The sequence below is a fragment of the Pontivivens nitratireducens genome (genome assembly GCF_014235845.1).
Classification (GTDB): domain Bacteria; phylum Pseudomonadota; class Alphaproteobacteria; order Rhodobacterales; family Rhodobacteraceae; genus Pontivivens; species Pontivivens nitratireducens.
In genome coordinates this window covers 43,150-57,769 of the sequence record NZ_JACJUQ010000003.1, presented here as the reverse complement: position 1 = coordinate 57,769, position 14,620 = coordinate 43,150, and the positions used below count along the sequence as shown (strand labels likewise).

General features: G+C 63.4%; 15 protein-coding genes. 3 read left to right on the top strand and 12 right to left on the bottom strand.

The genetic code is table 11. The annotated features are described in order from the left end of the window. The first annotated feature begins 18 nt into the window (after positions 1–18). Entirely contained in the window at positions 19–1,680 is a 1,662-nt protein-coding gene (locus H1S03_RS04765) for a beta-1,6-N-acetylglucosaminyltransferase (protein WP_221892597.1), read from the top strand. Then, positions 1,680–3,185, top strand: coding sequence for a nodulation protein NodH (locus H1S03_RS04760; protein ID WP_185803397.1), 1,506 nt, complete (start codon positions 1,680–1,682; stop codon positions 3,183–3,185). The genes H1S03_RS04765 and H1S03_RS04760 overlap by 1 nt, the downstream gene beginning before the upstream one ends. Here the strand turns inward: H1S03_RS04760 and ptsN are convergent, their stop codons facing one another. From ptsN to H1S03_RS04705, 11 genes are all read right to left on the bottom strand, one after another. Beyond that, the gene (ptsN, locus tag H1S03_RS04755) at positions 3,186–3,653 is read right to left on the bottom strand and encodes a PTS IIA-like nitrogen regulatory protein PtsN (protein ID WP_166188614.1); all 468 of its coding nucleotides are present in this window, start codon (positions 3,651–3,653) and stop codon (positions 3,186–3,188) included. Positions 3,654–3,687: 34 nt separating this feature from the next. Then, on the bottom strand, positions 3,688–4,263 hold the full coding sequence (gene hpf, locus H1S03_RS04750) for a ribosome hibernation-promoting factor, HPF/YfiA family (protein WP_185803396.1): 576 nt from the start codon (positions 4,261–4,263) through the stop codon (positions 3,688–3,690). Positions 4,264–4,368: 105 nt separating this feature from the next. Further along, positions 4,369–5,694 carry an RNA polymerase factor sigma-54 gene (gene rpoN / locus H1S03_RS04745; protein ID WP_185803395.1) on the bottom strand — a complete coding sequence of 442 codons (1,326 nt, stop codon included), beginning with the start codon at positions 5,692–5,694 and terminating at the stop codon, positions 4,369–4,371. A gap of 26 nt (positions 5,695–5,720) precedes the next feature. Next, positions 5,721–6,452 (bottom strand): LPS export ABC transporter ATP-binding protein, encoded by a 732-nt coding sequence (lptB, locus tag H1S03_RS04740; RefSeq protein ID WP_185803394.1) that lies wholly within the window; start codon positions 6,450–6,452, stop codon positions 5,721–5,723. Next, positions 6,452–6,952, bottom strand: a complete 501-nt coding sequence (locus H1S03_RS04735; protein WP_185803393.1) for an LptA/OstA family protein — start codon at positions 6,950–6,952, stop codon at positions 6,452–6,454. Before H1S03_RS04735 ends, lptB begins: the two co-directional genes overlap by 1 nt. Further along, on the bottom strand, positions 6,949–7,551 hold the full coding sequence (locus H1S03_RS04730) for a hypothetical protein (RefSeq protein WP_185803392.1): 603 nt from the start codon (positions 7,549–7,551) through the stop codon (positions 6,949–6,951). The genes H1S03_RS04735 and H1S03_RS04730 overlap by 4 nt, the downstream gene beginning before the upstream one ends. A gap of 4 nt (positions 7,552–7,555) precedes the next feature. After that, positions 7,556–8,509, bottom strand: coding sequence for a KpsF/GutQ family sugar-phosphate isomerase (locus H1S03_RS04725; RefSeq protein ID WP_185803391.1), 954 nt, complete (start codon positions 8,507–8,509; stop codon positions 7,556–7,558). Between the two features lie 75 nt (positions 8,510–8,584). Further along, positions 8,585–9,196 (bottom strand): ribonuclease D, encoded by a 612-nt coding sequence (locus H1S03_RS04720; RefSeq protein ID WP_185803390.1) that lies wholly within the window; start codon positions 9,194–9,196, stop codon positions 8,585–8,587. Between the two features lie 91 nt (positions 9,197–9,287). Continuing rightward, positions 9,288–10,781: an ABC transporter permease gene (locus H1S03_RS04715; RefSeq protein ID WP_185803389.1), complete on the bottom strand. Its 1,494-nt coding sequence runs from the start codon at positions 10,779–10,781 to the stop codon at positions 9,288–9,290. Further along, the gene (locus H1S03_RS04710; protein ID WP_185803388.1) at positions 10,778–11,431 is read right to left on the bottom strand and encodes an ATP-binding cassette domain-containing protein; all 654 of its coding nucleotides are present in this window, start codon (positions 11,429–11,431) and stop codon (positions 10,778–10,780) included. The genes H1S03_RS04715 and H1S03_RS04710 overlap by 4 nt, the downstream gene beginning before the upstream one ends. After that, entirely contained in the window at positions 11,431–12,273 is an 843-nt protein-coding gene (locus H1S03_RS04705) for a putative selenate ABC transporter substrate-binding protein (protein WP_185803387.1), read from the bottom strand. The genes H1S03_RS04710 and H1S03_RS04705 overlap by 1 nt, the downstream gene beginning before the upstream one ends. 180 nt (positions 12,274–12,453) lie before the next feature. On the opposite strand from H1S03_RS04705, the gene H1S03_RS04700 reads away from it, so the two are divergent. After that, positions 12,454–13,698 carry an Hsp70 family protein gene (locus tag H1S03_RS04700; RefSeq protein ID WP_185803386.1) on the top strand — a complete coding sequence of 415 codons (1,245 nt, stop codon included), beginning with the start codon at positions 12,454–12,456 and terminating at the stop codon, positions 13,696–13,698. A 3-nt stretch (positions 13,699–13,701) separates the two neighbouring features. Here H1S03_RS04700 and H1S03_RS04695 read toward each other — a convergent pair whose 3' ends face one another. Then, on the bottom strand, positions 13,702–14,595 hold the full coding sequence (locus tag H1S03_RS04695; RefSeq protein WP_185803385.1) for a hydrogen peroxide-inducible genes activator: 894 nt from the start codon (positions 14,593–14,595) through the stop codon (positions 13,702–13,704). Between the last annotated feature and the right edge of the window lie 25 nt (positions 14,596–14,620).

Here is a 14,620-nt window from a genome sequence, read left to right as displayed (position 1 = left end):
ACCGTAGGTATCTGCATCATGGCACACCACCACCTGTACCGGGTGGAGGAGCTGGCGCGTTATTTCGCGTCGGGTGGATGTCGCGTTGTGGTCCATGTCGATCTTCAGGCACCCTCCCACGATTTCGAGGCGTTGAAGTCCGCCCTTTCGGACACCGGCACGATCTTCGCGGCCCGGCAACGATGTGAATGGGGCACCTTCGCTCTTCATAATGCAGCGATGGAGGCATCGCGCCTGCTGATAGATACCTTCGAGGATATAGACCACGTTTGCCTGATCAGCGGTTCGTGCCTGCCGATCCAGTCGCTCGACAAGCTCAAGTCCTGCCTCGCCGCGAACCCCGATACGGATTTTGTGGAAAGCCGGCTGATCGGCGTAGATGACTGGGTGCATGAGGGCCTGTCGGAGGAACGCTTCACCCTGTACTTCCCGTTTGGCTGGCGCTCGAACCGCTGGCTTTTCGACCGGGCGGTGGATATCCAGCGTCTGCTGCGCGTGAACCGCACCGTTCCCGCCCATTTGCAGATCGCGGTCGGCTCACAATGGTGGACGCTGTCGCGTGGCACCTTGCGGCGCATCCTGGACGATCCGAAAAAGCGGGAGACGGACGCCTATTTCCGCAAGTGCTGGATCGTCGATGAATCCTATGTGCAAACCATGGTCCGCACGCATTCCCGAACTCTGGTTAACCGGTCGCTGTGCCTGACCGAATTCGATCCGCAGGGAATACCGTTCACGTTCTACGACGATCATGCGCATCTATTGCAGCGGGATGAGGAACATTTCTTCGCACGCAAGATCTGGCACGGGGCGACCGGCCTCTACAATAAATACCTTCGTGGGGTGGAACCGATGGCTGCCGCCCGCAGACCGCGCGGCGGATCTCTGAAGGTTCTGGTGAACGAAGGCCGTGAAAATCGCTGTCTCGGGCGCCCCGGCCTGTTGATGCAGAGCCGTTTTCCCGTACAGGCCTTTGAACGGCAGCACCGGACCGCGCGCCCCTATCTGGTTCTGGACGGCTTTGATTTCGTCTATCAGGGGATCACACAATGGCAGAAATCATTGGGGTTGCCCCTCGTACATGATCGTTTGTTCGCAAAGGACGCGGTGAAATTCGCTGATGACGCCAAGGTCATGCCGGGTGGTATCGTGGCGAATCCCCGCATTCGTGACTGGAATACGGAACAGTTTCTGACCAATCTGATCTGGAACGCACGTGACAGGCAGCAAAGCTTTCAGTTCCATGTGTCGGACAGCACGCGCATTGCATCCTTCCTGCTCAAGGACCCGAACGCAAACATCCTGTTCATCAAGGGTGCATGGGCCGTCGGCATGACCCCGAACCCGGGGGAGACTTCTGCCCAGTTTCGGCGGCGCACGATGCGGCTTAAACTTCTCGAAAAAAAGCACATCGAGGAGATCGAGGGAGCGGAGACTCGCGCAAACGTCCAAAGCTGGACCCTGGGGGAGGTGATGGCCGATCCCGCCCTGCCACTCAACGCACTCGCCGCCATGATCGAGGGCGGGAAACTGACCGATGTCGAATCTCTGCCCACGATGCGGCATGAGCACGGCTTGGGCGAACTTGCCCTGAACATGCCGGTCGAGGGGGTGCAGATTTCCAACCAGCAGGCCTCGCATACGAACGTGAGTCAGTTCAAACGACCTGAAACCGCCTGATGACAGGCGCTCCGTACCGCTACTTCGCTATTTTGGGGATGATGCGCACCGGATCAAACCTACTTCAGCGCAGTCTGGACCAGTTTCCCTCCATCACCTGCCATGGGGAGCTGTTCAACCCCGCCTTCATAAACGGCCCTGCAAATCAGACCGATTTCGGTATGACCACGGCTGAGCGGGATGCCGATCCGATGGCGTTGATCGACGCTATGGTAGCGATCGGCAAGCGTGACACCCTCTCAGGTTTTCGGCTGTTTGACGGGCACGACCCGCAGGCCACTTCGGCTGTGCTTCAAGACCCTTCGGCCGCGAAGATCGTACTCCGCCGTAATCCGCTGGACAGTTTCGTGTCGCTCAAGATCGCGAAGGAAACCGACCAGTGGATGCTGATGAAGCAACGCGCGCGGCGCAGCACGCGAATCCACTTCGACATTGCCGAATACCGCGATTACCTCGCCCAGAGTGAGAGTTTCTACGCGCGCGTAAATCACAGCCTGAAAGTCAGCGGTCAGACGGCCTTTGCCATCGACTACAGTGACGTTTCGGACCTGGCCGTGCTCAACGGTCTCGCCACTTGGCTGGGGGTGGATGAACGTCTGGAGTCCGTCGAGGCGGGCATCCTGCGCCAGAATCCCGGCCCGCTGGAGGAGAAGGTCGCGAATTACGCGGAGATGCTCGACCTGCTGCGCGATGAGGGGGGTGTTCACAGGACCGGTGAGGGCGCAAGAAGCGACCGGGCCGGCGGCCTGCGGTTCATGCACATGACGCAACGTGCCCCGCTGCTATATGCGGCGATACCGGGGGGGCCGAACGAGCAGGTTCATCGCTGGCTGTACGGAATCGATGGCGGCGACCCACAGCGGGACAATTTCGCCACCATGATGGAAACCTTCCCCCCGTTCGGTTCGCCGCAAAATCGCAGGGCGCTGACGGATTGGTTGCAAACCCATCCCGGCAATGTCTGTTTCACCTGTGTCCGGCATCCGGTTGCCCGGGCCTATGATGTGTTCATGACGAAGTTCTTCGGCAACAAGGACGAGGACATCTTTCCGCGCATCCGCACCCACGCGCAGGAACGCTACGGTATGAATCTGCCGGCGGCGGGCAGTACGGATCGTGCCGCGCTGGAGCGTTCGGGCTATGACGTGGCGCGTCACAGGGAGAGTTTCGTCGCATTCCTGGACTTTCTACGCGCCAATCTGGCAGGCCGCACCCCGATGCGGGTGGATGCGTTGTGGGCCCCGCAATACGAGTTCATCGAGGGGTTTTCCTCCGCCATCACGTTGAGCCTGATATTGCGCGAGGAAGATCTGATCGCGGGGGCGGCTTATCTGAAGAAACGGTTTTCCCTCGGTGACGTGAGAAACGGCGTTCTGCGCAAGTCAGAGCAGGACCATCTGTTCACCCTCGACGAAATCTGGACACCGCAGATCGAGGCACAATGTCGCGCCGCCTATGGGCGCGATTACCTTCAGTTCGGGTTCAGCGATTGGAGGAAGGCCTGATCAGGCCGCGCGAGAGGCGGCAGGCTCGGTCAGAATGGAATAGAGCGCGGAGGTATCATCGGTGGAGCGCAGCTTCTCGCAAATGCGTGGATCGCGAAGTGTGCGCGACACCCGTGCGAGGGCGCGCAGGTGCTCGGCTCCCGCTTCCTTGGGTGCCAGCAGCATGAACACCAGATTTACCGGCAGACCATCCACCGCGTCGAAATCGACCGGTTTTTCCAGACGGGCGAAATAGCCGACCACGCGGTCCAGCTGTTCCAGTCGCGCATGGGGGATGGCAACACCGCCCCCCATGCCGGTAGGTCCGAGCGCCTCACGCTCCTGCAATGCATCCAGACATTCCGATGCCGACAGATTGCCCTCATGACTGGCAGCGAAGGCGGCCATTTCCTGCAACAGCCGCTTCTTGCTGCCAACCTTCAGGCCGGCAAGAACCGCGTCAGAGCTCAATATATTCAGCAGCTCCATCAGCACACCTGTAACACATTGCAAAAGACAATTCTCAGGACATCGTTCTGGGGTCTATCCAGCCAATATTCCCGTCGTCGCGGGTGTAAACCACATTCACGCCGCCATGTGAAGTGTTGCGGAAGACCAGAAACTGCGTTCCCCAAAGTTCCATCTGCATAACGGCCTCGCCCACGGATAGCGTCAGGACCGGAGTCTTGGTTTCCGCGATGATGACAGGTTGCAGGCTTTCGGGTTCGTCATCCTCCTCATGCATCGGATTCGCCAGCACGTATGACGGGGCGCCGATCATCTCGATCGGGTCGGTGCGATCCTTGTGATGGTCCTTCAGGCGGCGCTTGTAGCGGCGCAGCTGCTTTTCCATCTTGTCTGCCGTCGAATCGAAGGCGGCATAAATCTCGCTCGCCCGCCCGGTCGCCTGGGTGGTCATACCCGTCGAGAGGTGCATGGAGGCATCGCATTTGAACTCATGAGAATCCTTTGAGAAGGTTACGGTCGCCTCGGTCGCGCGTCCGGCATATTTGCCTGCAACTTCCTCAATACGTTCGGAAACGTGGTTCCTCATCGCCTCACCGACATCAATCTGCTTTCCACTCACCTGAACTCTCATGGGTAGTCCCCTTTCTTTGCGCGCCGAAATTGGCGCGGGGTTGCGGGCAGACCTTTCCGGTTCGGTGTCAGGCCGCGGGCACAGATGCGCGCCGCGCCCAGCCCCTCAGCCCCGCGTAGCGGAATTGAGACGGCGACGCTGAACCGATGAAGGAATGCCCATAACGTCACGATATTTCGCAACGGTCCGTCGTGCAATATCGACGCCGTCTTCTCTTAAAATGAGGACCAATGCCTCATCGCTGAGAGGGCGCGCGCGATCTTCCTGCGCTATCAGCTTTCTGAGCCGGGCATGGACGGCCCCGGCGGCGAAGCCGACAGTCCGGGATGTACTGGTCACGCCTTGACTGAAAAAGCTTCGCAACTCACGCATCCCGTGGGGCGTTGTGATGTATTTGTTCGCAACGACGCGGCTGACCGTCGATTCGTGCACACCGATGCCTTCCGCGAGGGTGGCCATCGACAAGGGCAGCAAGGCGATTTCCCCTTGTTCGAAAAAGGCGCGCTGATGACGCAGCAGCGCCTCGGACACCTTGAGGATGGAGTGCGCGCGTTGTTCCAGCGCGCGCACCAGCCAACTTGCGCTGGCCTTGCAGTTGCTGATGAACCGGGCTGCTTCCTCACCGCTGGCGGAAACCTCGCTGGCATAGATGTCATTGACCAGCACACGCGGCAGGGTTTCGGAATTCAGCTCCACCTGCCAGCCCCCGCCCTGCTCCTGCCCCAGCCGCCGAACGATCACATCGGGTACGACGGTGGGGGCGGTGGCGTCCTGCGCGAATGCCTGACCCGGACGGGGATCGAGATTGCGCAGCAAGGCAAGCCGGGCTTCGAACGCCTCTTTGTCCAGCGCGGTGCGTGCGAACAGGTCCGCACGACCCGGTCCGGCAATATCCGCCAGATTGGTGCAAATCTCACGCATTGCGGGATCGAGCATACCGCGTTCATCCAATTGCAGGGCAAAGCATTCCCCCAGACTACGCGCCCCGACGCCTGCCGGGTCGCAGCTTTGCACCAGGGCCAGCGCCTGCTCGACCTTTCCGACCATCACGCCGTAGCGATCCGCAATCTCGAACAACGGGGCGGTCAGCCGCCCGTCCGCGTTCAACTCGTCCACCAACGCCATGGCGAGGGACAGGGTCTCGCGCTTCGCCCGCAATCCGCCGAGCTGCGACAGAAGATGCGCGCGCAGGGTGACAGCCTCCGCCACGGAGGCGGCGCGGTCGAAATCCTCGCCGCCTGTGGGGGCCAGCCCGCCCGATACGGGGCGCGAGCGATCCAGATCGAGAATGGGATTCTTGTCCACCTCCTCCGCCACCCGGTTCAGCAGTTCGCTGGCCGACAATTGCAGCAATGCGATGGCTTGCGTCAGTTGCGGTGTCATCCGCAACTGCTGGGTCTGTTTCAGATCGAGACGTTGGCTCAGCGACATGACTCAGCTCTACCACGGATGCCCGGTCAGAAGCGAAACCCTTCGCCCAGATAGACCCGGCGCACGTTCTCATCCGCCACCACGTCCTCAGGTGTACCGGACATCAGGACGGTCCCATCGTGCAGGATATAGGCGCGGTCGATGATTTCCAGCGTCTCACGCACGTTGTGATCGGTGATCAAGACACCCAGGCCGCGGTCGCGAAGCTGGCGCACCAGATCGCGGATTTCGCCGACCGCGATCGGATCGACCCCGGCGAAGGGTTCGTCCAGCAGAACGTAGGACGGGCGTGAGGCGAGGCAGCGCGCAATCTCCACCCGCCGGCGTTCCCCGCCCGACAGGGCCAGCGATGGTGTGCGCCGCAGATGCGTGATGGAAAATTCCGCCAGCAACTCATCCAGCTGCTGTTCCCGGCGCTTGGGCTTCGGCTCCACCAGCTCCAGAATGGCGCGGATGTTGTCCTCGACCGACAGCCCGCGAAAGATCGACGCCTCCTGCGGCAGATAGCCAACGCCCAGCCGCGCCCGGCGATACATCGGCAGGAAGGTCGCATCGGTGCCGTCGATCATGATCGTGCCGGCATCCGGTGTGACCAGTCCGGTCACGGAATAGAAGCAGGTCGTCTTGCCCGCGCCGTTCGGGCCGAGCAGGCCGATGACCTCACCTCGCTTCACGCTGAGCGATATGTCGCGCAGGACGGATCGTTTCTTGTAGGATTTGCCCAGATTGAGGACTTGGAGCCCTTGCGTCGCCTCCATCACTGCGACTGCGGAACGAAGACCGTGCGGACGCGGCCCGAAAATTCGCCGGTGCCCTCGTTGAGGTTGATGCGCATCGACTGGGCGCTGAGCGCGCTTTGCCCCTGGGTCAACAGGACATCGCCCTCCATCACCAGGAACCCCGTATCGACGTTGTAGTTCGCGCGCTGGCCCTCGGCGGCTTCGCTGCCGCTCGACAACAGGACATCGCCGGTGGCGATCAGCTGGCGGATATCGCCGCTGGACTGATCGTAGGTCACCGTCATCTGCTGGGCGCGCATGGTCAGCGTGCCCTGGATCACCTCCACATTGCCGACGAATTCGGCGGTCTGCGCAGCCTGGCTGATGCCCAGCCGGTCCGACACGATCTCCAGCGGTTGCGAGCTGTCGTGCTGGAAGGTCGAGAATGGTTGCTCCGCTTGGGCGAACGCGGCACCCGCGATCATCATGCCTGCAAACATCATGCCCGCCACCAGCGAACCTGCAAATCGTCTGTTCATTCCGTATCCTCCGCCAACCGATCCGGGGTGATGCTTAGCCGAACATCCCCCTCAAACCAAATCATATCATCGCCAGCGGGTGTCTGCTCGGTCCGCAGGCTGTTCGCACGCAAATGTGCGCCGGGTGCCGTCAGGTCCAGCGGTTCGGGCAGAGTCAGCGCCCGATCCTGCAGGCCGATTTCAGCGATTTGCGTCGTCAGCCGGACGCCGCCCCGCGTGCTCAGGTCAACGCCGCCGCTCAGGATCAGACGTTTGTCCGCCCCGGCATAGGCCCCCTCGGCCGCTATCATCTGCACCGGATCGCCGTATCGCTCCACACGCGCCGTTACCTCACGCAGGCGGTAGCCGTCGGTGCTGGGCACCGCGAATTCCGCCTGCAGCGAATAGGGCGTGCCATCTGTCAGTTCCCCGGCCAGACGTGGCGACAGCACCCCCTGGTCAAAGTCCAGCCCGGCGGGCAGATCACCGAGCAGATTCTCATCGAAGTCGATGCGATCCTGATCAATCAGGAAGATCGTGCTGAGCAGGACGATCGCGGCCAGCGGCAGCACGATCTTGAGGTAGCGGACGAACCGCGTATATCCCGGCCCGCGGCGCACAGGCTCAGACCACCCCGGCGCGCAGCAGGTCGTGGATATGGACGATACCGACCGGCGCGCCGTCCGCGGTGACGAACAGCGTCGTGACCCGGCCCGACATCTCCGCCAGGGCGGCCTCGGCCAGTTCGCCGGCCCCGATGGTCTTGGGGTCCGCGCTCATCACATCGCCGGCGGTGCGGTCCAGCAGGCCGGTCATGTTGCGCCGCAAATCGCCATCGGTGATGACCCCGATCAGGGTGCCAGCCTCGATTACGCCAGCGGTGCCGAAGCCCTTTTGCGTGATGGTCAGCAGGGTATCGGACATCGGAGTGTCGCGTGTGACCAGCGGCATTTCCTCCCCCGAATGCATCAGATCTCCTACCTTGACCAACCGCGCGCCCAGCTTGCCGCCGGGATGGAAGACACGGAAGTTCTCGGGGCTGAAATCACGCTGTTTCATCAGTGCGACAGCCAGCGCATCGCCCAGCGCCAGGGTGAGCGTGGTGGAGGTCGTGGGCGCCAGCCCGTTCGGGCAGGCCTCCGCCGCGTCGGGCAGCAGGATCGCGACATCGGATTGCCGGACCAGCGTCGAATCGGGCTTTTTCGCGACCCCGATCAGCGGAATCTTGAAGCGGCGCGAATGGGCGATAATATCCGTCAGCTCCGGCGTTTCGCCCGAATTGCTCAGCACGATCAGGCTGTCGGCAGGGGTGACCATGCCCAGATCGCCGTGGCTCGCCTCACCCGGATGCACGAACTGCGCCGGTGCCCCGGTGGAGGCAAAGGTCGCGGCCATCTTGCGCGCGACATGGCCGGACTTGCCCATGCCCGAGATCACGATCCGCCCGCGCGTCGCCAGCAAAATCCGCACCGCCTGCGCGAAACTGTCGTCCAGCGCATCCGCGAACTGCGACAGGGCCGCGCTCTCAATCCGCAGGACGTCGCGGCCTGCCTCTATCATCTGTCGTGTATCGGTCATGACGCTCATCTAGGTGGCCCGCCCTTCGGGGTAAAGCCGCGCTCCGTGCGGGGGTGCACAAATAGGCGGCTCATTTCAGTGCGCGAAGATATCGGTTTCGGGCCACCCGGCCAGATCCAGCGCGGCGCGGGTCGGCAGGAAGTCGAAACAGGCCTGCGCCATCTGCATGCGCCCCTCACGCTGCAACCGCAGGTTCAGCGCGTCCATCAATTGGTGCAGGTACAGCACATCTGACGCGGCGTAGGTCTTTTGCGCCTCGGTCAATGTCGCAGCGCCCCAGTCGCTGGATTGCTGCTGTTTCGAGATGTCGACGCTCAGCAATTCCTGAAGCAGGTTCTTCAACCCATGCCGATCAGTATAGGTGCGCACCAGTTTCGAGGCGATTTTCGTGCAATAGATCGGCGCGGTCACGGCCCCGAACCGATGCAGCAGCACCGCGATGTCGAACCGGCCGAAGTGAAAGAGCTTCAGCACATCGGGATCCGTCAGCATCGCCACCATGTTCGGCGCCGTGGTCTGATCCTGCGAGATCTGGACCAGATGCGCATCGCCATCGCCGCTGGACAATTGCACCAGGCACAGGCGGTCGCGATGCGGGATCAGGCCCATCGTCTCACTGTCGATGGCCACCACCGGGCCCAGGTCTAGCCCGTCGGGCAAATCGTTTTGATGCAGGTAGATCGTCATGGGACCTCCGATTGACATGGGTATGTATGGTATGGTCGGCGCGTTGCGCTTGGGCATATTGCATTCCGCCGCGACAGGCACGTGCCAATTTTCACGCCTCACGCGGGGTGACGTCGCCTTTCCCGCGACCGCGCGTCGCCTCCACCCGCAGATCGCCGCCCAGATGCATTCGGCGGCGCAGAATGCGCGACACCTGATCTATGGCGAAGGTCAGCAGGATCGAGACCAGCAGCAAGGCGATCACCCGGTCCAGGCGCAGTTCCTGAACACCGGTCTGGATGTAGAAACCCAGCGTCGCGATGCCCAGCAGACCCATGATCGCGCTTTCGCGCAGGATGATCTCCCACCGATAAAGGCACAGCGCCCAGAATGTGCCGTTCAGGCGCGGAAACAACTCCCACGCCCACAATGTCAGTCCCGCAGGCGCATCCGGGCGCAGGGTCACGCCGCCCGCCTGTCGGCCCATCAGATGCGCGATGATCGCCCCGTTGTGCAGCGCCAGCGCCAGCACCGCCGGCAGCATAGACGCCCCGAAAATCTGCACGAAGACGAAGGCGAGCATATATTCGGGGATGGACCGCAGAACCACCAGTACCCCGTGACCGATCAGCGCCCCGAACCGCCCCGCCACCCGTGGCACGATGGCCGGAAACGCCACCGCCGCCAGCAGCGCCGCCCCGGCCAGCGCGATCTGCGACAGGACAAGGGTGTTCACCGCCCCGGGCCACGCCTGCTCAACAAAGACCTTGTGCAGCCATCCGCTCCAATCCGCCCCGGTGCGCACAGGCGCGGGCACGATGTCGTTCAGGAACCGCATCAACGCGCCGGACCCCATCGGCGGCGTGTCGACCAGGACCAGTGCCACGATGGATGCGATCAGGTAGAGCGGCACCAGCCGCCAGATCACCCAGCGTCGCATCGGCAGGATCAGCGCGAGGAAGATCAGCAGCACCGCCGCCGCCTCACCGTACAGGCCCTGGCGAAAGGTGGATTCCAGTTCAAACCCCAACGTTGGCAACCCGACGAAGCCCAGCACGGCGGATGAGCGCAATCCGCATTCCAGCCGGTAAAGCGTATAGGTCCGCATCTGCGGCAGGCATTGCGGGATCCGCACCCAGATCAGCCGGATCGCGGCGGGCAAGCCGGGTGGCAACGCCGCCTCCGCCGCAGGGTCGGCCTCCTCCAGATATTCGGCGAAGACCTTGGCAAAGATGCCCGCATAGGGCAGCGCGATCGCCAGAACGCCGGTCAGGGGTGAGATGCCGGTGATGTTGAGCAACAGCAGCGCCCAGAACAGTTCATGCACCGCCCGGACGGAAACGCACAGGATACGCACGCGGGCATAGATCGGCGCCAGTGCCAGACCGGCGGCCGCGCCCAGCCCGACACCGCAAAACGCGAAGGCCAAGGTCAGCCCGGTCGCTTGCGCCAACCCTGCCAGATCACCGAAATCCGGTGATAGAATGCCGCGCCCCATCGCCGCGAGGGTCAGCCATGGATCGGGGCGTTGCGCGCTCATATCGCCCAGCGCGAGTGCGAACACGGTCAAAACGGCGAAACCGGCAAGGGCGTGCCGCGCCTTCACCGGTAAAGGTCCGCAAGGTCCGCATCGCTGATCTGTGCCGGTGCCGCGTCCAGCACGACCGCGCCATCGCGCAGACCGATGATGCGGGTCGCGAATGCGCGGGCCAGCGCCGCATCGTGCAGAACCACGACCGCCGTGCCGAAACGATCCGCCACCGCGCCCAACAGGTCGGCCCCCTGCGCCGGGTCGAGCGCGGAGACAGGCTCATCCGCCAGCACGACCGCCCCGCCCCGCAACAGGGCCCGCGCCAGCGCGACCCGCTGGCGTTGGCCGCCTGACAGTTCGGCCACGGGCCGGCGGCCCAGACCGCTCAGACCGACACGGTCCAGCACCTCCTCAACCTGCGCGCGTTGCGCGGCGCGCGGCCAGATCAGTGTCGTCAGATTGCGCAGGGCACCGAATTCGTCCAGCCGCCCCATCCAGACATTGTGAAACACGCTCAACGGACCGACCAGCCCGTGATCCTGCGGAACCAGTGCGGCGGTCCCGGCGGCATCGGCCAGGGCGGCCAGCAGCGTGCTCTTCCCCACACCGCTGCGCCCCAGCAGGGCGACCCGCTCCCCCTGTCGAACGCTCAGGCTCAGGTCAGGCAGAACCGTCCGGTCCCCCCATCCCACCGAGCGGTCGCGCAGGTGGAGCAAACCCTCCATCAGTCGATGATGTCGAGCGCGCGCGCCGTATCCTCGATCGGTTGGTACAGCGCATTGTCCGCCCGGATGAAGGCATCGCGCGGGAAGGACGCCAGCAGCGCCTCATCCTGCATTCCGATCAGGGCGGCCTGAACCTTGTCCGCGAACCCCTCACCAAAGCGGGCGTCCACGTCCTCACGTATCGTCCAGTTGTAGTCGGGATAGGGCGGCGTCTGCCAGATCACCCTGGCCTGATCCACCTCGGCCAGCCCATCCGCGACGGCGCGGTCATAGACGGTGAAGTTCATCGCGCCGACATCATAGGCACCCGATGCCACCAGTCGCAGTGTCTGCCCGTGATCGCCGGAGAAGCCCACATCCGAGAACAGTGCCTCGGGCGACTGGCCGGTGGATTCGCGGATCCAGAATTCCGGCATCAGCCGGCCCGAGGTCGAGGTCTGCGCCCCAAAGGTAAAGCTGTGTCCGGCCAGATCGGGGAATGTATCGCTCGGCTGCAATCCTGTATCGGTGTTGGCGATGAAATAGGTCACGAAGGTCTCGTCCTCCGCTCCCTGCGCGATTGCACGCGATCCCGGAACCGCGATGCGGGCCTGCACACCTGACAGGCCGCCGAACCAGCCCAGCTGAATCTGATCGTTGCGAAAGGCGGTGACGGCGGCGGCATAGCTCTTGACTGGAACGTATTCGACATCCACGTCCAACTCCGCCTCCAGATAGCCCGCCACGGCGCCGAAGCGTTCGATCAGGCGCGTCTCATCCTCATCGGGTATGGCGGAGAAATAGAGGGTCTGCGCCCCGGCGGGTGCGCCCAGCAGCATGAGGCAGAACAGTAGTCGTTTCATGAAAGGGCTCTCCATCCAATCGGATTGATGTCGGCTATTGTTTGTATTGCAACAGGCGCGCGCCCCGTCGCAAGGCCTGTCGCAGTCGGGACGAAACCTAAGCGCGGTCACGCTCTGGCCTTGCACGCGCTCACGCTCTGGGGTATCCGCGCCGCCTTTCGCCCCGACAGGAGCCGCGTGATGGCCGACGACATGCTAGCAATCGATTTCGGCACCTCGAATTCGGCAGCCGCCATTCTGGTGGACGGTGCCCCGGTGCGCCTGCCCATCGAAGGGGACGCAGACACCCTGCCCACGGCCGTGTTCTTTCCCACCGAGGGGGGCGACATGCTGTTGGGGGAGGCGGCGGCCCGCGCCCTGATCGCCGGGGACGAAGGGCGCTATATGCGCGCACTCAAAAGCGTGCTCGGCACATCGCTGCTGAACGAATTTCGCCCCGTGGGCGGCAAGCAGCGCACCTTGTCGAGCATCATCACCGATTTTCTGCGCGTGCTCAAATCGCGGGCCGAGGAACAGACCGGGCGCAGCTTTACGCGGGCTTTGTCCGGGCGGCCCGTGCATTTCCACTCCTCCGACCCGCAACGCGACGCCCGTGCCGAGGCCGATCTGACCGCCTATTATCACGCCGCCGGGTTCGAGGACGTGCAGTTCCTGTTCGAACCCGAAGCCGCAGCCCTGGCCAGCCATGGCCTGAACCGCAGCGGCACCCTGGGCCTGATCGTCGATATCGGCGGCGGCACGTCCGATTTCTCGGTCTTTCGCACGGACGGAACGCAGGTGGATATCCTGGCCAGTCACGGCATAAGGCTGGGCGGCACGGATTTCGATCAGGTCGTGTCCATGTCCCATGCCATGCCCAATCTGGGCCACGGGGGGGAGTTGCGGCGAACCTTCGGCAAGGGTCTGCTGCCGGTTCCCAACGATATTTATGCCGACCTCGCGACCTGGGCGAAGATCCCGTTCCTGTACAGCCGCGACACGCAACGCAAGGTGGCGGACATGCTGCGCGATGCCGTGCAGCCCGACAGGATGCAGCGCCTCGCCGATGTGATCGACGAACAGTTGGGGCACGAGCTGGCCTTCGCGGTGGAGCGGGGCAAGATCGCCGCGAATTCCGGTCAGGTCTCCGGCATCGACATGACATTCATCGAACCGCGCCTGACCGCGCCGATTGACCGGAACACGCTGAACGGGGCGCTGATCCCCTTCGCCCGCCGCATCCATGAGGCGATGCAGCACACCTTCGAACTGGCCACCAATGCGCCAGAGGAAATCGGCGCGGTGGTGCTGGTCGGCGGCTCCAGCCTGATGGGGATGGTCGGAGAGCAGGCCCGCGCCCTGTGCCCGAACGCCGAAATCCGCCGGGCGCAGGCGTTCACCGCCGTGGTGGACGGCTTGGCGCTGGCCACCGCCCGCGCGGACTGACCGCTAATCGCGGCGTGAAACGCTGCCCAGAACCTCGGCTATCGTGTGGAGCTGCGTGGCGAGAGGATTGGTCCTGCGCCAGATCAGGCCAATCGTGCGTTTGGGGGCGGGATGCCCGAAACGGGAGACGCTGACCGGGGCGGAGCCGGTTTCCAGCCCGATCGCCATTTCCGGGATCAGCGTCACCCCGATCCCCGCACCGACCATCTGCACCAATGTGGTCAGCGAACTGCCGTCCAGCCCGTCGCGGGGCATATTCGCGGGCGCGGCACAAAAGGCCAGCGCCTGATCGCGAAAGCAGTGACCCTCCTCCAGCAACAGCAGCCGCATCCGGCGCAGGGCCTCGCCATCGGGAACGGGCTTGTCCGCATCCGCCGCCGGGCGCACCAGGACGAAATCCTCCTCGCACAACGCGACCTCGGTGAACGCGGGATGCGAAACGGGAAGCGCGACCACCGCCGCGTCGAGCGTCCCTTGCTCCAGCGCGCGCAACAGCCCGGTCGTCTGCGTTTCGCGCACGTGCAGGTCCAGCGCGGGGTTCAGGCGCGTCAACGCCGTCACCATAGCTGGCAACAGATAGGGTGCTACCGTGGGGATGACACCGATACGCAAGCGGTCCGGCACCTTGCCCGCGGTGGCGCGGGCCAGTTCGCCCAGCTCATCCACCGCGCCCAGGATGTCGCGCACGCGAACGGCCAGTTCATCCCCGAACGGCGTCAGGCGAACCTTGCGCGCGGAGCGTTCGAACAATGTCACGCCAAGGTTTTCCTCAAGCTCGCGGATCTGCACCGACATCGCAGGTTGCGAGATCGAGCACATTGCCGCCGCATGGCCGAAATGCCCATGTTGCGCCAGCGCCTGAAAATACCTGAGTTGCCTGAGGGTAAGGTTATTCATAACCTGAAACTATGAAGCCAATCAG